Source organism: Bradyrhizobium sp. Arg237L, assembly GCF_029990105.1.
In the GTDB taxonomy this organism is placed as follows: domain Bacteria; phylum Pseudomonadota; class Alphaproteobacteria; order Rhizobiales; family Xanthobacteraceae; genus Bradyrhizobium.
Genome location: NZ_JAQMIL010000037.1, coordinates 1 through 21,865, shown reverse-complemented (window position 1 = coordinate 21,865; position 21,865 = coordinate 1). Strand labels below are relative to the sequence as shown.

The window sequence follows — 21,865 nt, the reverse complement described above, 5'->3', positions numbered from 1 at the left end:
CCGTGCTTGTTGGATGAAAGCGACATCCCGACGGCTGACGTCGCCAGAGGCGCCTGACTTTCGGCCCAGACGGTAGCGACCGGGGCACCTCACCAGGCCGAAGTGCATAGCCGGAGCCCGGTCATGGTATGAGCCGGGACACCTCCGCTTCATCCCACTGGTCGGAAAAGCCGATGAGGACAAGCCTTGAGCCATGCTGGGCAATCCACGACAGCTCCGGCGCCGCCTCGAGACTCTCGCGCTTGCCGACTCGCTGATAGACGAATCTTCGACGTTCGTCGTCCTTGAAGCAGAAGAGACCTTTTGCCCGTATGATATTCTGCGGAAGCTCGCGCAACGCCCGCATGATCACGTCTCTTTGTATCGGTGTCGACCAGCTTCGCGTCGTTGATGCGAATGAGGTGTGATGGTCAGCGGCAGAGCATCGGAACGCGGACGAGGGGCTGGCGTTTACGCCCAGCACGATGTCCGCAGGAATGTTGCCGTGCATCGCCTCGAGGATGGTGCGGCCCGAAGCCGATAATTCGATCAGGCCCTTGATCGCGTCCCGGCGATCCTCGATGAGGTCGGATTTGCTCATTACGATGATATCGGCCGCAGACAACTGCGCCAGCATCGTCGGCCGGGTTCTCTCATCCCTGATGCGCTCGGGGAATGTTTCGCAATCCACCAATGTGAGGATGGCGTCGAGCCGTATCGCAGGATTGGCCAATGCCACCTGCGCGATGCCGCGCGGATCCGCAAGCCCGCTCGCTTCGAGAACGATGGCGTCGGGAGGTTCTTTTCGCTCGATCAGCCGCTGAATCGCGTTGACCAGATCGCCGTTGATCGAACAGCACGCGCAACCGTTTGTCAGGCCGATCGTATCCTCGCTTTGAAAGCGGATCAGTTCCTCGTCGATGTTTACGGCCGCAAAATCATTGACGAGTACGGCGATCCTCCTGCCGCCGGGCTCGGAAAGGAGACGGTTCACCAGGGTCGTCTTTCCGGATCCCAGGAAGCCGCTGACGATCGTCAGCGGCAGCGATACCGTGGCAACCGCGCGGGGGACGACCCTCGCGGCCTCAAAGATGCCCATCAACATGGCCAGAGTCTCTTTGCCGGCGGCCGGACTGACGGGCACGATAATGTCGTCGGCTCGATCGTGGGATCCGGCGGTCATGCAGGTTGCGGCTTGCCGCCGAGGACCGTGCCCCAGATCCTGATGTCCTTGAGATCGACGGGATCGACCTCAAATGGATCAGCTTCGAGGATGGCAAAATCGGCGAATTTCCCGGGCTCCAGACTCCCCAGTCGCTGTTCTGCGCCCAGCACGTAAGCCGCATCGATCGTGATTGCACGCAACGCGCGCTCGACACCGATCCGCTCGCCCGGAGCCAACACCGTTTTTCCGTCCAGAGCGATGCGGTTGACCGCGACCCAGGCGGCGGTCAACGGATGGAGCGGAACCAGGACCAGCGAATAGTCGGAATGCAGCGCGAAGATCACGCCTTCGCGCTCAAGGGATCCTAGTCTCGCCACCGCTTCGGAACGATCCGGCCCGAAGCCCTCTTCGGCGTGGAGCTGGCTGCGATAGTGCACGAAATAATTGTTCACGCTGGCGACACCGCCGAGCGTCTTGAGCCGGCGGGCCTGGTCGGGCGTGCTGATGCAGTAGTGCTCCAGCGTGAAGCGATGATCAAATTGCGGCTGCACTTTCTGAAGCCTGGCCAGCGCATTCAGCGAAGCGTCCACCGCTTCGTCACCGTTTGCGTGACAGTGGATCTGGATACCCGCCTTCCAATAGGGAAGCATTCGCTCGTGGAGTTCGTCCCACGGGACATCGTTGCGCAGACCGTTGCTTCCGTCGAGATAGCCGGGAAAGTTCAGCCGCAGGGACATCGCGGGAAACGACCCGTCGGACAGAAACTTCACGCCATGAAAGAAAAGCTTGTCGCCGCTCCTTTTCATCGCGTCGAGAAGAAAATCCGCGCCCTTGCTGCCGTGATCGGCGTGGAGTGCAAGTTCGAGCGAAACAAGACCCATGCGTAACGGAAAGCTCTCGTCCGGAACCACTTTCGAATGAAGCGCCCATTCGTTCTCGAAGTTTCCCTTGCCGAAGATCATTTCGGCGGTCGTGGTGACGCCGGCTTTCCGCGCGATGTCACCCATTCTCCTCAGGCCATCGACGCCGCCGCGCTCTGCGATCGCTTCGCGCATCGCGCCGAGCGCCAGGCGTCCCGCCTCCAGTTCGACGAACTGTCCGTTCAACCTGCCGTCCGGATACCGCATCACGCCGTGCACGTTCGTGTTGTCTGGAACCTTGGCCCGTTCCAGCGCCGCGCTGTTCAGGTAGATGAAATGCGGAGCGTAAGAGATCACCCACATCGGCCGCTTAAGGGAGATGGCATCGAGCTCATCGCGATGCAGATGTCCGCCCTGCGATGCGGGGTCCAATCCCCAGGCAATCAGCGGCGCATTCGGATCAGGGTCGGCATTGGCGGCTTCGCGAAGCTTGGCGACAACTTCCGCGCGGGTGGGCAGTCCCTTGTTGATGCCGTGGGGTCCCGGCGAGTCGATCGGGCCGATGTAGTGCATCGCGAGATAGCCGGCCGAGAACGCGAAGTGCGTGTGGGGGTCGATGAATCCCGGCAGGATGACCTTGTCCGCGAAGGTGTCGTCGATCTTGTAGGGGTACCGTTTCAGCCAGGGCTGCATGGTCTCGATGGTACCGGTTGACAGGACGCGACCATCCCTGACCGCCACGCATTGGGCGAAAGGACGACCCGGATCCATCGTGATGACTTTCCGCGCCCGATAGACCGTGATATCTCCCATTTGAATTTCCCCCTGACTGTGTGGTCGGCTCGTGGATGACCCGAGCGGCGCGTTTGTTCGAACCGTGAACCAATGTGCACTTTCGCATCCCTTCGCGGTTGGAAGCTTGCGACATCGTCCGCGTAACGACGCGACACGTACGGCCTCGCATCTTGCCTATGGACGCGCAGCCATGATGATCGGCTCCTTGCCGAGCCGCTCGTCGCGAGGCGGCAGAACCCCGAATTTACGGATTTTCAGATGGCCGACAACGACATGCGCGGAGATGCCTGGATGGTATCGCCGAGCCGGTACATCCGCGGCAGGCCCGCGACCCACAAGGTAACTCAGCCGAAATCGATCTACCTGAAAATGAAGGATGGCTGCAGGCTGGCCGTCGATGTGTATCTTCCCGACGCGACGGAAGAAGGCGGGCGCTGGCCGACCATCCTGATTCAGACACCGTACTACCGGCGCTTCGCGGTCGATCCGTCAGCCGAAAATGTGGAGTCGTCGCCGAACGTCGCCAAATACCGCGATACTTTCGTCCCGCGAGGACATGCGCTTGTCGTCGTCGACATCAGAGGTACGGGAGCGAGCTTTGGTACGCGCGACATTTTCAGGTCTCCCCGCGAGCGCGACGACGCTTACGAAGTGGCCCAATGGATTGTCCAACAATCCTGGGCGAACGGCGCGATCGGTGCGACCGGCATATCCTATCTCGGAGCAGCGAGCGATTTCCTTGCCTCCACATCGCATCCTGCTGTCAAGGCGATCGCCCCGCTGTTCTCCGTTTGGGACACCTATCTGGATAACTATTACCCGGGCGGGATACTTCTGACCAATCTCGCCGAGGTCTACGATCGCCTGATGGCCGGCCTCGACCAGGATAAGCGCGATCTGCTCAGGGAATTTGTCTACTACTCCAATCCCGCCTTCAGGGGACCGCATCCGGTCGATGACGATCCGGATGGCTCCGATTGCAGAGCGGCGATCGACGCACACTCCGGCAATTTCCGCATGCCGGAGCTGATGCGCGCCATGGAATACAGGAGCGAACCCCTTTCCCAATTCGGTGGGCACTCGTCCGATGCCATCAGCCCTGCGAGCTATTGCGAGGGTATCAGGCGAGATGTGGCAGTCTATTCCGTCTCCGGCTGGATGGACGGCGCCGGTTACGCGAACGGAGCGATCAGCCGGTTTCTCACCTTGCCGAACGAAAACAAGTACCTTCTCCTCGGCCCTTGGGATCATGGCGCGCGCATCAATTGCTCACGGTGGCGCGCGGACGAACTCCCGGAATTCGACATTCTCGCTGAGGTCTTGAGGTTCTTCGACGAGCACCTCGCCGGACATGAGACCGGCCTCCGCTCGGAGAAGCCGGTGCACTATTTCTCCGTACATGACGAGAAGTGGCGCGGCGCTGATACCTGGCCGCCGTTCGACGCATCGAAAACGCTATTTCTGGCGCTCGACGGAAAGCTCGAGGATGCGGCAGGCAAAGCGGCGACCGACTCCCACGAGATCGACTTTGGTGCGGGAACAGGCAGACAGACGCGATACGAGCGGATCGCGGCGATCGACAGTCGCCAGTACTACACGGACTGGGATGGCCGCGACCGCTCCATGCTGAACTACACGAGTTCCGAATTGCCTCACAGCGCCGAACTGAGCGGCCATTGCCTGGTCAATCTCTGGATCTCGGCTCCGGCGCGTGACTTCGCCGTCCACGCCTATCTCTCCGAGATACTCCACGATGGGCAATCCCTCTACGTCACCGAAGGGTGCCTTCGTGCGCTCCATCGGGCGGAAAGTCCCATGCCGCGCAATTATCAGACGCCTGGCATATTCCACGGTTGTAGGCGAGATCAGGCGCGAGAGTTGGTGCCGGGTCAACCGCATCTGTTTCGCCTTTCGCTGCTTCCGGTCGCCTGGACCTTTCTGGCGGGGAGCAGGATCAGATTGTCTCTCACGGGCGCCGATGCGGACCATTTCCAGCGCATCCCCGCGACGGGCCCACTGCGGATCGAGGTACTTCGTGGTGGCGGCAATGCCTCACACATCAAGCTGCCGTTGCGGTTGGCATGAGCAGCGGCTAGAGGAAGGCGATCTATGGGCAGCAGCATGAACCAAAGCGACGAACTTCTGGCCTATCTCGAGAGCAACGGCATCGAGGCGCGCACTTTCCAACACCCGCCGGTGCACACCGTCGAGGAGTCGAAGAGCCTTCGCGGCGATATTCCCGGCTTGCATACCAAGAACATGTTCCTGCGCGACGGCAAGAAGAACTACTTTCTTTTCGTGACCGACGAGGACGCAGCCATCAATCTCAAGCAGTTGGCTCGAAAGATCGGAGCGAAAGGAGGCCTATCGTTCGGATCGGCCGATGCGCTGCTGGAGTTGCTCGGCATCCAACCCGGCGCCGTCTCGGTGCTGGCGGTTGTCAACGACAAGGAACGAAAAGTCAGGGTCGTACTGGACCAACGATTGGCCGGCGTGGCGACGATCAATTGCCATCCCCTCAGCAACCAGAGGACGACGTCGTTGTCACGGGAGTCGCTCGAGAAGTTCCTGGCCGTTACGGGCCGCGATCCTTCCTACCTCGATCTGGAGGACGACAGCGGCCCGACCTGAGCGATCGATCTGCTGCGGCCTCGCCCCGCTTGGTTGGTCGCTGGCGCAGAGTCCGGGCTCGCGGCCTCCCGAATGGTCTTGTTTTTGCTTTCGTAATACCCGCAATATGACGCCCCGATCGCGAGATTGGGGAGATGCGGTTCCACGACAAGGCCGAAGCCCCGGCCCTCGCGCGGACACGCACGGAGGCAAGGATGGAGAGGACGATACGACCGCTTCGCGTCGGCTTTATATTGTCGAACAACTTCACGCTGACGGCGTTCTCGAACTTCCTGGACGTCGTGCGATTGGCGGCCGACGACGGGGACAACAGTCGTCCAATCCGATGCCAATGGCACATCATGTCCGCGGGCGGCGATCCCATCAGGTCCAGCAGCGGGGTGCTGGTCACGCCCACCTCCAAATTCATCGACCCGTCCGAGCTCGACTACATCGTTGTGGTCGGGGGCCTGCTTCACGACGGCCCACAGATAGACGAGCGCACCGGCAAATATCTTTTGACGGCGGCCGACTCAAGCGCGGCGATCGTCGGTGTCTGCACCGGCAGCTTCATTCTCTGGCGCCTGGGCCTCCTGCGCCAGAAGAAGTGCTGTATCAGTTGGTACCACTATCGCGACTTCCTGGAGGAGTTCGGCGACACGTTGCCGATTGCGGACCAATTGTTCGTTGTCGATGGCCGGCGCATCACGTGCTCGGGTGGGATCGGCGCCGCCTACCTTGCGGCAAATATAGTGGAATTGCGCCTTGGCTTGTCCAACGCGCAGAAAGCGCTTCACATCATGCAGATCGACCGGATGCGACCCGGCTCATCGGCTCAATCGGCTCCGCCTACGGAGTTCGTCGGCAATGATAGTCGGATCTCGCGCGCCCTGTTGATCATGGAGCAGAACCTGTCGTCTCCCCTTTCCATTGCCCGGCTGGCGGCCAAGGTCCGCCTCAGCACGCGTCAACTCGAGCGGCTGTTCAAGGACGAGACGGGCCAGTCTCCTCAGAACGCCTATTTGCGCTTGCGGTTGAAGCATGCACGCTGGATGATGAAGACCGAGATGACGCTTGCCGCCATCGCTGCGGAAACCGGATTTGTCGACGGATCCCATCTCAGCAAGGCGTACAAATCCACGTTTGGGAGCAATCCGTCCGAGGATCGCAAGAGATCTGTCGGTAGCGTCCTGGATCTCGAACCAAGCGCGGAAGGTCGTCGGGTCTATGACCCTGCCTGAGTTCAGCTTCTCAAGAGATTGATCGCTGCGCTCAGTCAGCGGCATGTGATCAGACTCCGCGGCCGAAGCCCCAGCCGCGGGTCAACGATACCGGGAGAGTCGCTGGTGATATCGGCCACATTTGGGGTCAGCGCACCTGCTTTTTCTTTTCGTAGATCAGAGCCTCGGTCTGCATATCCGACAGCGCACCGGCCCCCAATACTTGAACCGGACTTGTCTGATCGTAGTTGTAACTGCGCCGCTCCTTCCTGCCACGTTCTTCCTCCTGACGCGGCTGTTCATCGCGTCGCGGCGTTTCCTGATCGCTCTCGCCGCCAAAGCCGAGCAGCTCGACGATGATGATCGACGGCCGCTCATTCGCAGGCTGCTGCGTCGCGTCCTTGACCGCGTCGGCCGCCGCCTTGTCCTTGGTTTCGACCGTCAGATTGACGGCCGGGGCCTGCACCTTCGGCACGCCCTTGGTCTCACCACCGACCTTGATGTTGTCGGTGTTGAGCACATACATCGCCGCCACGGTGAGGTCGCCGCTGACCCGGATTCCGGCGTCGCCCGCATCCACCGTGCCGACCGGAGCGATCAGCGAGACGTCGCCGGGCTCGACACCAGTGAAACCGATGATGGTGCCGATGCCGCTGCCGGAAATGTCAGCCCTTTCCATGACTTTCGTAACGGCGTCGGCATCGGTGACGATTTCCGGCGCCGACGGCACACGCGTGGTCTTGGCACCACGGCCGGCATCGATGTCGCCGAGCGTCGACCAGATCACCTCATCGCCGCCGGCGAAGGTGAGGATGCGCGAGCGGTTCACGGTGACGCTGTCGCGGGCGAAGATGTTGATGTCGCCATTGCCGAGCGTGATCAAGCCGGCGCCGGGCGGCGCGACCGTGCCAAGTGCCGCCACCTGTAGTCCGCCGCCCGGTGTCAGCGTCTCGATGCCGCCGCCAGCCATAGTGAGGAACGCGGTGTTGCCGATCTTGATATCGCCGCTCCAGTCCTTGCCGGGGAACAGGGTCTCGATCGCGGTGTAGCCACGCTTGTAGCCGCCGTGGATCGGCCGACCATCCGCACCGAGCGTGTTCTGATCGTCGCCGGCAGCCCTCAACTCCTGAATATACACCTGGCGCAGGAAGCGCTGCTGCGTCAGCGCAGGCAATGACTGGAAGCGCGCCCAGGCGCCGAGCGGCGACAAGGTCTCGCCGGTAATCTCCTGGATGAACGAGACCAGGCCGGACCTGACCTTGTGCGAAGATCCGCCGCGCGTTTCGAAGGCATCGGTCAGATAGATTGGCAGCATGACACCATCGATCGTCGCCTTCAGGTAATCCGGCATCGCCGTGACATCGGCAGGATCGAGATAAGCTGCCGCCAGCGCATCGTAGGAGGGCTGCTTGCCTTTGAGGCCGGCCATCACGGAGATCGCGGCGCCGTCGCGCGGCAGTCCCCGAACCTCCGAGGTCTCGACCGGGCGGTGGTCGGCGTAGGCGTAGTAGTTACCACGACTGTTGATCACGAAATTCGCGCTATAGACGTCTCGCCCCGCCGCCAGGGCAATCATGCCTGGGCCTTGGATATCGATGTTATAACCGATGATATCGTTGCCGGCCTCGAGCAGCGAGACGTCAGAACGATGAACGTTACGCAGGTCGTAGCTGATATTGCGAATATCGGCCCCGGCACGGAACCAGGTCTGCTCGTTGGTGGTGACCTTTCCGAGGCGCATCACGTTGCCGGCAACGATCGGCGAGTTCGATATTGTGCCACTTCTTGCAAAGATACGACTGGGCTCCTCGTCGCCCTCGTTAGCCAAGTGATCCGGATTGCGAACGCTTTCGATATAGCCGCCATGCGAATTGTAGCTGATCGGATTCTCGAACGTCAGGGTATTGAACAAGAGAGCATGAAATCCACTGTTCGCCGGTGATTGGAAATCGGCTTCGAACGGAAACTTCACGAGCTGGATATCCGCACCTGAGCCTCCGCCGACAGGCCTGAAAGGCGAAGGCATCATCTCGAGATTTGCCCGTGACATGGTGATTTCACCGAGCATCACATCTGTTTCGGCGAGGATACGGAGTTCGGGATGGCTTCCGGGAGCCGTGTAGAAACGATTGAGGTTGGTCACCGATCCGTTGAGAGCAGCGATGCGCGTCATTGAGGGATAGAGATTGGTCGCCATCAGACCGATGATCGAATAGTCGATATCGCTCGTGTAGACGCCGCCGCTGGCCAGATCGATGTCCTTGGAGAGAAATCTCCCCTGGTTGGCCAACGTGACGTTGCCGCCTACCGCCAGCAGGTCGAGCGCCGTTCGATCGGTGTAGCCGCTCATATGCGCGTTGTAGAAATCCTGACCGCCGAACATCAGGGAGTCGGAGCTGAGCAACAGGGGATCCATGACCGTCTGCAGGAGCAGGTCACCAGCGGTTCTGACCTTCATCGTCGCGTCGCCAAGCGCAATCACCGGTGCAATGGCATAGACGTCGATCTGCGTCGCCGACTTCTGTGCGAGCACCGCACGTCCGACGGCGAATTCGCCCGCGCTGATGGTGCCGGCGCCACGTCCCACATAATAATAGCCTGCGCGGATCGCGCCGCCGGCTTCGACCTCCATCAGGCCACCGTTGCGGACTTCGAGAAGCTTCCGTTCGCCGCTCGACAGTCCGCCGCGGACGCGGCCATTGGTGGGCAGCGCCACCAGCAGGTTGACCAGATCACCGCCTGCGTTGACCGACACATTGCCGCCGCCGAGCGCACCGACGCCCTGCTGGAAATTGCCGTAATCGACCCACCATGAGCTCTGCTGGCCCGGCAGATAGACATAGCTTCTGTCGGTCGAGCCGACCTTCTTCAGCCACTCCACGAACAGCTGGTTGTCATCCGGATTGGCCGGCAGCACCGACTGCACGCTGCCCTGCGCCGAAATTCTGAGATTACCGCCGTTGATGCCATAGGTCGCGCTCACCGGCGCAATGAAGTCGGCAAACGAGGTCGGGTCAACTCGTCCCGCTGTGTAGATGACGGATTCGTTGTGCGCCAGAACCAGATCGCGGCCAGCCACGACATCGATATCACCGGTGCCGGTGCGAACGACCTTGCCGGCGGCGGCATCGCCAACGATGAGCGAACCGCTGCCTGACGGCAGAGCCGTCAGCGGAGCGACCGCAAGTGCGCTTGCCGATGTCAGATCGGCACCGGAGACGAGCCGCAGATCCCATGACGCGGTATCCTGCAGTACACCACTCCGGTCCGCCGCCGAGAAGCCGTCGCTGAGATGGCCAAGGATGGTGAGATTGCCGGCCGCACGCAGCGTCAGTCCGCCGGCGCGGGCGTTGGCACCGAAGTCGGCGAACAGATTCCAGTCGGTTTCGGCGACGAGGTCGCCCGAGCTGCGGATCTCGATGCCGGGCATCACGGCAAGGCTGCCCGAGGCATTGAGGCGGGCAGCAATCGCCGCGGCATGGCCAGCGAAATTGTTGGCATCGGCAATCGCCGCCGCACGGACCGCGTCAACCGAGCTGCTGTCATAGACGCTGACGCCTTCGAGCACGGCCGAACGTGCGCCGACAATACTGGCCTGTAGATTGCTGACAGCGATCTCGTCGTGACCGGCCGATTGCAGCGCGCGGAAGCGTACACGACCATCCTCGGCGCCGGAAACGTCGATGCTGCCGCCGCGCAGATCCAACTGGCCGCCGCTGGCTTCCAGCGTCACGCGCCCGCCACCGAATTCGCCGGTGGCGCCGGCCTGGAGCCGGGCGGAGCTCAACATCGTCAGCCCATTGCCGGCACTGACTGCGATCTTGCCGCCATATTCCGAGCGAGCATCGATCAAGCCCGCCAGCGTGACTGAGCCCTGGTCAGCAACCAGCGCGAAGTCCGCGACGTTGGTGATGCCATCGATCACCACATTGCCCGAGCGTATCCGGAACTGCCGCGACGCGGAGAAGCCCGACAAGTTCAGCGTCTGGCTCATGGTGGCAAAGTCCGGCAGGGTCGCGATGTCCAGCGCAAACGAACCGCCCTTCTCACCGGCTTTCGCCTGGGCCTGGATGCGCCCGTCGAGCACCACGGTGCCACCGTTGGATGCGGCCATCGAGAGCTTGCCCGCCGCGCCGCCATCGGCATGCGCGGCAAGATTGAGCGTTCCGCCCGAAGTCAGTTGCACCGAACCAACCGCCGTCAATGCGACGCTCCCTGCATCGGCGAATTGCGCGACGTCAAAGAACTCCTTCCTGAAGCCACCGACATCGATTAGGCCGCCTTGACCGATCACGACATTGCCACCGGTCGCAGTCAGATTGACGGCACCTCCGAGCGCCACGATGCGTCCACTGAGATCGACGCTCGATCCTGTCAGCGAAAAGCGGGTACCGAGGCTGAGTTCGGGACGATCGATGACGCTATCGCCGCCGCCGATCACCTGAAGCGCGCTCTGGGTGACGATCGATTGCGATGCGCCGCCGCGCCCGGTCACCACCGGAGTAGCCAACGTCACGGTCGCCATATCGGCTTCGATGCTGCCGTTGCCCTGCCCGACGATCTGGCGGCCCGCATTCAGCGTGACCGCGTCGAAGCCCCGCAATACCTTGTTGCCACCGCCGAGAACGATTTCGTCGGCGCTCAGTGTCAGTTGGAGATGGCCGGCCCCGACGGGGCTGCTGAAGCTGCCGCCGCTGTTGTCGAGCGCGATGCTGCGACCGCTGATCGCGATGGTACCATTGCCGTAACCAACCAGCCCGGCGGAATCCAGCGTCACCGCATTCAGACCGGCACCGCCAAGATTGACGGAGGTGTAGACGTCGATCGTGCTGTAGCTGCGCAAGGTGAGAGCCTGCGTATTGGCCAGTTGCGCCAGTGACACCGCATCGAGCACGAGGCCGGAGGTGCCGCCGCCGAAGCCGATCCGGCCGCTCGACAGTGACAGAGCCACGCCTGAAAGCTTCGCATTGCCGGCGACCACCGTGTCCTGCGTCGCATCGATCAGCAGCGCATTGCCACCCGCAAGTGTCGCATTGGCGCCGATCGTCACGATCCCGCCCATCGTGATGTCGACATTCTCGCGCAGCACCTTGACAGCATTGCCGGTGGAGACACGAAGCAGCGCACCGTAATCCTTCGACGGGCTCAACAGCACATCGTTGTCGGGATTGCCATCACTCACGCCGCCGATGTCGCCGTAGACCGCCTTGACCTGCGGCGCCATCACGAGATCAACGCTGCTGCCCGGGGCGGTTCCCCTTGCGAGGATGACGCTGCCGTCGCCGACGCCGATCGTGCCGCTCGCCGCAAAGAGGATTTCCGATCCCGTCAACGCGCTCGTCGCATCGTTGCGAATGACAACGTCGCTCGCTGTCACATCGATACGCAGGCCTCTCGCGTCACCACTGCGAACGCCACCGATCAACAGGCTGCCGGCGCCGAAATTGCTGAGCGAGTTCGCGTCGACCACCAGATAGCCGGTCAGATCGCTGCGATCCTGACCGCTGCCGACGATCGCGATCCTGCTCCCGGCGATATCCACCAGACCGCCGCGACCGCCCGCGGCCGGTTGCGACCGCAGCAGACCTTGCAGCACGAGCTCGGTTGTCGCCTTGAACACCACCGATCCGCCGTCGGCCGGAAGCCGCGGCGTAACGATATTGATGCCGGTGAGACGGTATTGCCCGAGCTTGAACGCATCGGATGCGAAGTAGGTGTTGGCGAAGGCTTCGTTGTATTCACTGTAGCTGCGCAAGGTCGAGCCCGACATCACCTGCCACGTCGAGCGGAGCTGCTCGAAGCCGCCGCCATAGGCATCTGCCCGGTAACCGCTCATCAGCACCGAACCATCCGCCATCGGCACGGAATTGAGGACCTCCTTGCCAGCGGATCCCTTCACGACGGACACCGCGTACGCCCCGGGCAGCAAGGCATAGCGCGCCGGCAGCAAGGCGTACCAGCCAGCGGCGAGGCCATTGCCCCCGGCAAGCCAGATTTGATCCTGTGAAGCCGTCGATGCATTCAGCCCCGGCATGATCGCGTAAAGTCCTGGCTGGGTCAGCACGTCGTGCGAGCCGCCGGGGCCGGGGACGTGCTCCCAAGCATAAAGATCGCCGCCACCGCGAATGTCGACAACCGAACCGGCCGCGAGCGTGACGCCGGGCGCATTGAGGACAATATTCTTTTCCGGCAGCTTGCCTAGCGTTGGCGTCGGATTGGCCTCGGTCGGCTTCGCGAGCGGATCGTTCCAGAACTCGTTGTTGCTCAAGGTCCCATAAGGAAGCACGAGACCGTCGCCGGACACCGACGTGATACTTCCGGCGCCCAGTGCGATGCTGTCCGTGGCTGTGAAAGTGATGCTGCCAAATGGCGCGCGCACTACGCCGTTCTGCGCGATCGCCGGCGCTTCGAGGTTCAAGGTGCCAGCGGCCGACAGCGGCAGCCCAGTATCGCCGTTGCGCTCGATGACCAATTGCGTGCCGGCCTTGATCGAAGCAAGGATGCCGGTAGCCGGATAGACCTGCCCGACCTTCAGCTCGAGACGGCCGTCTGCATCGAGCGACGAGGTGCGGTTTGACCGCAGATCGGTCAGCAGGCCGCCCATCCGGAGATCCCGCGCTACCAACTGCGTTTCAGCGAATCCGCTAAAGGCCATTCTGGTGATGTCGATCAGATCGGCAGTCAGCACGATCTTGCCGACACCGGCCGGGCCGGCGGAACCGGATCCTCCGAGGAGCGCGATATAGGGCGCGGTCACCTTAGCCGTTCCTGCGCCGCCGCTGTTGATCGCGCCGCCGATCGAGATCGACTTGCCGAACGACAGATTGATTCCCGGCGCAACCATGAAGGCGGTCGAATTCACGTTCAGGGTACCGAAGCCGCCGTTGTTCACGGTGTCGGCCGAGATCTTCGTGACCTTGACGTTGGCGGTAGGCAACTCCAGGCGTTGAGTGGCGGCAGGATCCGTGAAGAAGTTTTTCGACAGCAACGCGATCTGGTTGGTGAGTTGTGGCGTAACCGATGCCAGCGGCTGGAGGAGGCTGCCGGGCGTCGAGTCCGCGTTGAGATCGATGATGGCCAATCCCCCGCCGCGCGTGAGAGCGGTTGTCGCGTCCCGAATTGCGTTTCGTACGATAGCGAACTGAAAGGCCGGGTCCGAACCCGAGCTGTATTCCCTGTAGATGTCCAGGTTCTGCCGCAGGTTGACCGCGACGACCGCCCCGGTGTCCCTGTCAACATAGTACAGCGCCGGAAGCATGAAGCTCGGCGTCGGCTCCGAAGTGCTCCCCACCGAGATATCGATCGTGCCCCCGACCGATCCAGCGCCGCCGGCATATCCCTGGAATGATCCCGCGACGACATCATTGGCGGCGCCGCTCAGCTTGAGCGCAATCGTACCGCCGTTACTGGCGAGGCTGTAGGTCGAGACCGCGCCCCGCCCCCTCGCCAGATCGAAAGTGTCGCTCGACCCCGAGACATCGATCAGCGAACCGGCTTCGATCTTCATCACCGCCGCCTCAGCGAGGCTGACACCGCCTCCGGCCAGCACCGTCCCGGAGCGCAGACCTTGCGCGTCGATCTCCGTCACCGATGTGCCGCGTGCCAGCAGTTGCGCTCCTGCCGCAAGCGCGAGCTCGCCATTGGCCGACACGGAGATCGAGCCCGCCGGCGCGTCGATCGCGCCACGCACGATCACGTCGCCGGGGATGGTGGTATCGGTGGCCGGATCCTTATGACCGATGGCAGCCAGCGTGACGGAGCCGCGGACATCGGTCCGCACCACAGAGCCGGCGCCGACGGTGACGCTGTCGCCGATCAGGGACAGCGAAGTTGGCTTGCGATCCAGCCGGTCCGCCGTCGGGAGCAACGCGAGCTTGCCAATTGCAGTGATCGGTGTGCCCGATGCAAAGGCGGAAACATCGACGCCGGCGAGATCGACATTCAACGGAAGCTGCGAAATCGTGGCGCCATCCGCGACCGTGATGTTGCCGGTACTCGTCAACGACAAGGCGCGGAAGCCACGTTCGCTGTAGAGCGTCTCCGACAGCCGCAACACAGCGGGATCGGCCGGAGCGGTGCCGCCTACCTGGACCGATCCTGACGTAACAATCGTGAGTGAGCCACCCGAACCTGCCGCGTAGCCGCGCAGATCGAGTTCCGACAACTGATTGGCATCCGTGACCGACAGCGTGATGGCGCCGGCATCGCCGAGTTTCAACTTCGGCTTCGCGCCGCGCGTGTCGTACCAGCCGCCGCCGGACACGTCCAGGGTGATGCCCGGCGCGAAATCGCCGGTGAGCTGGATCGTGCCGCCCTTGATCACGGGAAGCTGCGCGCCGCCTGGGCCATTGATCCATTCGCCACTGACATCGATTGCGGCGCCGCGACCGAAGGTCGCCGTCTCCGCGCCGGCAAACCAAACATTGCCGCCAGCAATGCGAATGCTGCCGTCAACAGCAAAGCTGGCCGGATTTTGAGTGCCAACATTGGCAATCACGTTGAACGTCGTGCCCGGCGCGAGCTCGAGTTTCTCGTCCTTGTCCAGCGTGAAACTGGTGGCGACATAGAAGGCAAGCTTCGACATGCCGGCTTCGGCCAGCACATCGGAATCGAGATAGGTGGTCTTATCGCGAACCGATGTCTCTCTATCCTGGGTGCCGTGGTACCATTTCGGATCCAACGGGCTGCTCGCGGTAAAGTTGGCAGGCAGCGTCTCCGGCTCGGCAGCGATGATGAGATTGCCCAGCAGCCACTGGCGATGCTCGTCGGCGTTGCCGCCGATCGTGAACGTGCCGGCGGTGGCGAGCTGGCCGGACGCCGCCTGCCGTTCCCCCGTGATGACCCCACCCCAGTAGCCACCCTCGAGCACCATGGCTTCGGCAGCGAAGAACTGGATCGAACCGGCATCGCGACCTTCGGTATAGCCCTGCTCGAACCGCGTGCCGTTACTGCGATCCAGCGGGTTGCGCCAGGTCTCGGTGATGCCGGCACGCTCATGCCTGCGAGTGAAACCGCCCGCGAGACCGACATAGAGACGATCGGGCGTCGCCTCACCGATATCGTAGACTCGACCGTCCGCCCCCCGAATCTTGGTCGTGGTGATCCAGCCGTCCGCATAGCGCACCGAGCCGCCCGAAACGTCGAGCAATGAACCTTCGCGGGTTACGATCGAGCCACTCGACTTGACGAAGATCGAACCTGCCTTGGTAGACAGCTCGCCCAGTGTTGTCTTGCCAACGCCGATCCAGCCGGAGAAATCGCCGAGCGGCGTGCCAACCCATTTGCCGGGCGAACCTGCGATCCAGTTGACATCGGCCATCGGCCCGTCCCCGAACAAGCCGCTGACGCGTTTGTCGACGCTGACTGTCAGTCCGCGCAGCCACGAGTCACGATACAAAGGCGAATCGCGCAGTTCGTTGATACGAAATTCACCGGTGACGACGTTGCTCTCCATGGTGAGCAAGACGTCCTGCAGACCCGCGACGCTGAGATAGGCATCTTCGCCGATATACACGCGGCTGCCGTCGCGCTTCACCGGCTCCCCTGTGATGGGGACATCGCCCGACAGAGGCGACGTGCTGGCAACGATGCTGATGGTGCCGGCCGGCACGATGACGCTGGCCCTGGCTTCGATATCGATGAATTTCCCGCGCATCTCGATGCGACCGGGACTGTAACGCGTCGCCAGCGACGACAGCTCGATGTCGCTGGTATCAGTGAGGTCCGGCATCGCCGTGGTGACGCTGCCTGATCCCAGAACCAACGTGCCAGCCGACCAGTAGCGCAGCGGCGATCCAACAGGCATCGAGCTGCCGTAGGACAACATGCCCTCGCCCCAGGCGCGCAGCCGGATGGAGCCTTCGCGGTTGTTCAACGCGGTTGAGGCCTCGAGCGCGCCGTTCTGCACGATCTCGCGAGACATCAGGGTGATGTTGCCGTGGTCGGCCCGCACCATGCCATTATTGACGACGTTGTAACCGACCGAAGCGCCACGCGCTGCCATCTCCGGGAACACGACGTCCTTCAGGCCCAGCGTGTAGTCGTTGTCGCCGACCCAGTTTCCCTGACCGGTCACCGTCGCCATATGGTAGTAGTCGAACATCCAACGCATCGGCGCCGAGACGGCGACGTCGAGACCACGAACGCCAGACTGATCGGTCGTGAGGTAGATCTGTTCGCCCGCCGCCATGATGACCTGGCCGTCGGGCGCCGAGATACGGCCGGAGTTGAGGACATGCGGCGCAAAGATCAGGGCCTTGCCGCCGCTCGCCATTGTGATCTGCGCACCGGCCTCGATCCGCACATCGCCCGGAGCGTCGCCGATGATCGCGCCTGCGACCTGGCTGGGATCGTTGAGCCCGACAAATTGGTTCGGATTTTGTTGTCCGAGATAGCCGAATTGCGGCTTGGCAATACTGCTGCCCGATGGATCGTCGAAGACCATGAGCTGTTTGTTGATGCCGGCGCGGAACTGTTCATCCGACAGGCCCAACGACGAGGCGACGAAAGTGTTGACGTTGACCTGGCTCGCGCCGTCGAAAATAATGCCATTCCTGTTGATGACGTAGACTTGTCCTTCGGCCTTGATCGTGCCGAGGATCCGGACACGATTGAGCGCAATCCAGTTGGTGGCGTCGGCACCACCGGCGGTCTGGTTGAAATATAGATTGGTCTCGCGGCCGACATTGAAGCTGGACCAGTTCAGGATTGCTTTTTGCTCGGTCTGCCTAACGGTCACCGTGGTGCGGCCTCCGCCCTGCGCCTGCGTCGGCAGATCGGCGCCGGTCCAGACGCCTGGGACGGCTCCGGCCCCCGGCGCCGTCACCAGTCCTCCGGGAGTCAGTCCGTTCGGGACCGCGCTTTGTGCCGCCAGCGCCGCCGCACGCGCGGCGGCCTGACTGTCGCGCAGTGCCTGCAAAGAAGCCGCCGCGCGCGCCATCGACTCCACCGCCTGCTTGGCCGCGAGCGACGACTGCTGGGTGGCCAACTGCGCGGCCGCGGCAGCGGCTGCCGTAGCCGAACCCGAACCCGAACCCGTGCTTGCGCTCCCCAGGCTGCGCGCCTCCGCCCCCGCAATGCTGCCGAGCAGCAGAGCAGCGGTACTGACCCCAACGAGCAAGTTGTTCTTGAGGGTAGCGCGGCGGAATCGGCAGGCGGCAGGCTGGACGGACATGGCTTGATCTCTCGGCAAAGACTTTGACGTGAAGCTGATTTCACGTGGATGACGTCACTCGAAGCGACGCTTTCCCTCTGCGTAGAGACATGCCGAAGCGCGGCACCGAAAAAAAAGTAAGAAATAATTTGAGGTCAGGAATTCCCGAGCGATCGACGGCGTTTAGCTCAGCAGGACGATGCCGCCCGGCAAGGATGTGACGGTCGCGCCAAACAGTTTCTCGACTTGCTCGAGGACCGCATCGACGTTGCGAACCCGGAAATTGGCGCTGAACAACCGCGCGCCGAGCGCAGAATTCACGACGATGATTTTTCCGGAACGATAACGATTGATTTCCGTGATGACTTCACGTAGCGGCTTGGAGTGGAAGATCAACAGATCGTCTTGCCAGGCGGTCACGATCGCTGCATCGACGAACGCGGGCTTCCCCAAGCCTGATCGATCATAGGTGATCTGCTCGCGGGCGCGCAACGACGCTATCGCCGCGCCGTACGAGACGTGAACGTTCCCCTCGACGCAGGTCACGCAAACCGCGTGCCCATCATTCCGTATGTTGAATTTCGCTTCAATTCCGCTGGTTTGGCCTTGACTGGACGTCACGACAAAGGCCGGCCCCGCACCGGATGGCGTCGCGACCAGCGCCTCGCCCGAGATCAACTCGATCCCCGCGGCCTCCTTCGCGACCTGGCGCAGCGCAATGCTGGTCTGGGTATTCATCTCGACGAAAGTCGTGTCGGCCACCACAATACGCCGCCGCTCGCCGGTGTGCGTCCGATAGTCGGCCGCCATTTCCGACCAGGATGGCCAGAGGCCGAGCGGCGGCTGCACGACGAGATATGCCGCGCTCGCGGCGATGGCAGCGGCCCCGCCGCCAAGCACGGCACGACGTGACATCGAGATAGAGGCGAACGTCCGCGCGGCTGGGCGATTCCCCTCAAATGCCTCCGGCCCCAAGGCCTCCCACATCCGGGTGGCCTTCATAAACGCGGTACGATGCGCCGGATCGCGCTCGATCCACATCTTGCCTTCCCGCAGGTCCGCAGGTCCTGCTTCCCCCGAGGTGAAACGGACCAGCCAATCGTGCGCTTCGCGCTCGATCCGGTCCAACTTTTCGGGTGGGCTATCGGTCATCCCTGTCATCAACACGCTTGTCGGCCCTCTGTCCATGCGATTGCTGAACGGGCTGAGGGCCGAATCTTTGCACGAGTTGCCGATCCAGACGAAGCGCGCAATGGGCTAACGCATGCTTCAACTCGATCTCAACCAGTCTTTGTGATATCTCCAACTGTGCTGCAATTGCGTGCAGGGGTCTTCCTTCGACGCGCGCTGCATGCAGGATAACGCGCCGTCGCGGGGTTAATTCCCTGATCGCATGTTGAAAGGCTTCGAGCTCGATCTTCGCTTCCAGACTTCGTTGGGGACCGGGCGTTTCATCGGCAATGTCGAAGGCGATCTTCGCGTCATCGAGCGAAACCGTGTATTTTTCCGAGCTCAACTTCCTCAGGGCGATATTTTTGGCCATGCGCAGCAAGTAAGAGCGCGGCCGCTGCACCGGCGGCAGATCCGCGCCCCGGCAAAGCTCCATATACGTGTCCTGCAAGGCGTCACCGGCAAGCTCCACCGAATTCAATCGACGGGCCAACTTGGCTCGCAAATCATCATAGCAGAGTGTCAAAAAACGGCGCAATTCGGCGCGGCTGCTGTGGGTCATGCGGAATCGCGACCCTGGACCCTTGTCCCGTGAGCATCGTACGCGCCCGCTGTCTCGCGCACCGACATGCTAGCGCCCGGCCTTCTGGTCGACGGGTGATGCGCAGAGCCTCGCGTCGGCCGCTCCCCCCGGCAGCGCAACCATGGTGATCGGCTGCGGCATCTGCGCCGGTGGCGGTTCGGTCATGCGTGACTTGCCAAGCGTCGCCAACAGCATCCGGTGACTTGCCTGTTCGCCGGCCGATCCTTCGAGTTCTGCGCGCTGCACCAATCCCGACGAACCGATCCACAACTTGATCACCAGCCGATAACTCACGGGGCGCGTGTCAGGATACCGGCACAGAATGCGCAGGATGTCGTCTTGCACCACGGCGAAATAGCGCTGATATTGACCATCCTGGGCGATCCGTGCCGTAGCGAACGCATGCGCCGTATCGTCGCCGGGATGAATTAGCAAGTAGCTGTTTTCGCGCGCGCGCAGTGGGACGAGTTGCGTCCCTGCGAGCAAGTTTCTGAGAGCATCGTCACGCGCAAGGGCGCCGGTCACCGCAGAAGATCGCTGTCCGATCGCCGCTGCGCCGTCGTAATACACCTCGGTCCCGGTCGCCGCGCAGAACGCGTCTATGGCAGACGCCAGAGGTTGCGCGGGGATGTCGAAGGAAGTCGCCCCCGCCGGCGATGCGTGCCACAGAGCCGAAACCATCATCAAATGCGCGACAACAGCGGCAAGATCGCGCGTGATCACACACTTCCACCAGCTGACGATGTTCATGAAATGCTGGTTCACCTTGGCAAACACGAGACTCACGGATGGCTGCGGATCGATCCGTTACGAATTGAACCAGACGCCGGTCAATCAGAAACTCCTCCCAACTTACGACGCTGCGCAAGACGGTATTGTGACACGCCTCGACTACGGACCTAGTGTCACCCAATGCTAAGGCCGTCGTTTACTCGAAAGACGTCGTCTCATCCCGAACTAATGATCGATTTGGGTGTTTGATGCGCGGCGCAGTATCGAGCTTTACGGCGGTAAATTTGCACCGCCTGTGCGAGATGTAGTCTGGCGTGTAAATTCGCAGATCTGGTGGCGGGGGAGGGCTCCCGCGTTTCCCCACACCAACCGAGCCTGCGATATCTTATCCAATCTTCCGCCTGACGCTGTTCATGGGCGCGAGAGCGAGTCCAACTTCAAGGGCCGCTGGCCAAGCAGTTCCGCAGATCCTGGCACCGCGTCAGCTGCCACCGGCAGAAATCCAGCTGCGTGCCCGGCGAGCCACGCGGATTCACACGCATCAGACGGCAGCACGATTCCCCATGGATCGGAACGTTCGCGCAGTGCTGTTAACCACCTCGAGTTACGCCGCCACCGCGTGCTCGCGGTGCACAACGGTCGCCGGAGCGCCCGCGACCTTGCGGGTGACCTTGAAGTCGAATCCGATCCGCGCGAATGGCCTGTTGAGCTCTGCTTCCCGGATTTCGGTGGCTTCCGTTACGCGTACGACCGGTGGGATCAGGTCGTCGCGGGTGCCGAAAGCAAAATCGTCGTGCAGGTATTTGTCGCCGTCGATGCTGATCTGGGTGGTGAGCTGCCGATAGCCTGACGCGGTGAAGAAGAAATGGATGTGCGCCGGCCGCTGGCCATGGCGCCCCATCTTCGCGAGCAGCGTCTCGGTGTTGGAGCCGGGCGGGCAGCCATAGCCCGACGGCATGATCGAACGGAAGCGATAGCGGCCGTCGAGGTCGGTTTCGATCCGGCGGCGCAGATTGTAGGACGACTGGGGCGGACCGAAGAACGAATAGAAGCCGAACGAATTGGCGTGCCAGACATCGACAATCGCGCCGGAAATCGGCCTGCCCTCCGTGTCGAACACCTGGCCTTCCATGAGCAGTATCTCGCCATCATCGGTGCCGTCGTCGAGCCGGGCTTCGCCCTTCGAGAGCGGCGCACCGGCGACATAGAGCGGACCTTCGATAGTGCGCGTCGTGCCGCCGGCAAGGCCGGCGCGGTGCTCGGCTTCGTCAAGTCTCAACCAGACGCCCTCCAGCCTTGAAGCAAGTGGCCGTCGGGTGAATTTCCACGTCAACCGGAATGGGAGAATTGCGTATTTCGACCGGCAAGAGGCGTTGAAGCCGGCTGAAGGAAACAAGGGGTGGGCTGCATCGCAGCTCACCCTTCGCTTCATTGACTAGGGCCTGTTGAGATTCATCTAGAATGGATAACAGCGGTGGCGAGGTAGATCATCGCCTCGAAGCTGCTGTCGGTCTTGTCGGATCGCATTGCTATGCGTTTGAATTCCTTCAGCTTGCCGAAGAAGTTCTCGATCAGGTGGCGCCATTTATAGATGTCCTT

10 protein-coding genes and 1 pseudogene are annotated in these 21,865 nt (G+C 62.2%); 3 read left to right on the top strand and 8 right to left on the bottom strand.

Annotated elements, in window-relative coordinates; genetic code table 11:
* Nucleotides 1-121 precede the first annotated feature (121 nt).
* Both OZ411_RS22470 and OZ411_RS22465 read right to left on the bottom strand, forming a co-directional pair.
* Entirely contained in the window at nt 122-1,162 is a 1,041-nt protein-coding gene (locus OZ411_RS22470) for a GTP-binding protein (protein ID WP_282529692.1), read from the bottom strand.
* Complete coding sequence (locus OZ411_RS22465; protein WP_282529691.1) at nt 1,159-2,817, bottom strand: amidohydrolase; 1,659 nt, start codon at nt 2,815-2,817, stop codon at nt 1,159-1,161. The genes OZ411_RS22470 and OZ411_RS22465 overlap by 4 nt, the downstream gene beginning before the upstream one ends.
* A gap of 240 nt (nt 2,818-3,057) precedes the next feature.
* Here OZ411_RS22465 and OZ411_RS22460 point away from each other — a divergent pair, with 240 nt between their 5' ends.
* The 3 genes from OZ411_RS22460 (at nt 3,058) to OZ411_RS22450 (ending at nt 6,650) form a co-directional block, all read left to right on the top strand.
* Complete coding sequence (locus OZ411_RS22460; RefSeq protein ID WP_282529690.1) at nt 3,058-4,884, top strand: CocE/NonD family hydrolase; 1,827 nt, start codon at nt 3,058-3,060, stop codon at nt 4,882-4,884.
* Between the two features lie 24 nt (nt 4,885-4,908).
* Nucleotides 4,909-5,430, top strand: coding sequence for a prolyl-tRNA synthetase associated domain-containing protein (locus OZ411_RS22455; RefSeq protein WP_282529689.1), 522 nt, complete (start codon nt 4,909-4,911; stop codon nt 5,428-5,430).
* A 281-nt stretch (nt 5,431-5,711) separates the two neighbouring features.
* Nucleotides 5,712-6,650: a GlxA family transcriptional regulator gene (locus OZ411_RS22450; protein WP_282529733.1), complete on the top strand. Its 939-nt coding sequence runs from the start codon at nt 5,712-5,714 to the stop codon at nt 6,648-6,650.
* A gap of 127 nt (nt 6,651-6,777) precedes the next feature.
* On the opposite strand, the gene OZ411_RS22445 is transcribed toward OZ411_RS22450, so the two are convergent.
* From OZ411_RS22445 to OZ411_RS22420, 6 genes and pseudogenes are all read right to left on the bottom strand, one after another.
* Nucleotides 6,778-17,802 carry a filamentous haemagglutinin family protein gene (locus OZ411_RS22445; RefSeq protein WP_282529688.1) on the bottom strand — a complete coding sequence of 3,675 codons (11,025 nt, stop codon included), beginning with the start codon at nt 17,800-17,802 and terminating at the stop codon, nt 6,778-6,780.
* A gap of 162 nt (nt 17,803-17,964) precedes the next feature.
* Nucleotides 17,965-18,942 (bottom strand): FecR domain-containing protein, encoded by a 978-nt coding sequence (locus OZ411_RS22440; RefSeq protein WP_282529687.1) that lies wholly within the window; start codon nt 18,940-18,942, stop codon nt 17,965-17,967.
* Nucleotides 18,923-19,513, bottom strand: coding sequence for a sigma-70 family RNA polymerase sigma factor (locus tag OZ411_RS22435; RefSeq protein WP_282529686.1), 591 nt, complete (start codon nt 19,511-19,513; stop codon nt 18,923-18,925). The genes OZ411_RS22440 and OZ411_RS22435 overlap by 20 nt, the downstream gene beginning before the upstream one ends.
* Nucleotides 19,514-19,582: 69 nt before the next feature.
* A complete protein-coding gene (locus OZ411_RS22430; protein WP_282529685.1) occupies nt 19,583-20,320 on the bottom strand; it encodes an STN domain-containing protein in 738 nt (245 codons plus the stop codon).
* Nucleotides 20,321-20,870: 550 nt separating this feature from the next.
* Nucleotides 20,871-21,545 (bottom strand): catechol 1,2-dioxygenase, encoded by a 675-nt coding sequence (locus OZ411_RS22425; protein ID WP_349017028.1) that lies wholly within the window; start codon nt 21,543-21,545, stop codon nt 20,871-20,873.
* A 173-nt stretch (nt 21,546-21,718) separates the two neighbouring features.
* Nucleotides 21,719-21,865: pseudogene (locus tag OZ411_RS22420) on the bottom strand (transposase); the annotation flags it as partial.

Bases quoted from the DNA above. Each gene is read 5' to 3' on its own strand.
- OZ411_RS22470 (WP_282529692.1), bottom strand. From the start codon at position 1,162: ATGACCGCCGGATCCCACGATCGAGCCGACGACATTATCGTGCCCGTC.
- OZ411_RS22465 (WP_282529691.1), bottom strand. From the start codon at position 2,817: ATGGGAGATATCACGGTCTATCGGGCGCGGAAAGTCATCACGATGGAT.
- OZ411_RS22460 (WP_282529690.1), top strand. From the start codon at position 3,058: ATGGCCGACAACGACATGCGCGGAGATGCCTGGATGGTATCGCCGAGC.
- OZ411_RS22455 (WP_282529689.1), top strand. From the start codon at position 4,909: ATGGGCAGCAGCATGAACCAAAGCGACGAACTTCTGGCCTATCTCGAG.
- OZ411_RS22445 (WP_282529688.1), bottom strand. From the start codon at position 17,802: ATGTCCGTCCAGCCTGCCGCCTGCCGATTCCGCCGCGCTACCCTCAAG.
- OZ411_RS22440 (WP_282529687.1), bottom strand. From the start codon at position 18,942: ATGACAGGGATGACCGATAGCCCACCCGAAAAGTTGGACCGGATCGAG.
- OZ411_RS22435 (WP_282529686.1), bottom strand. From the start codon at position 19,513: ATGACCCACAGCAGCCGCGCCGAATTGCGCCGTTTTTTGACACTCTGC.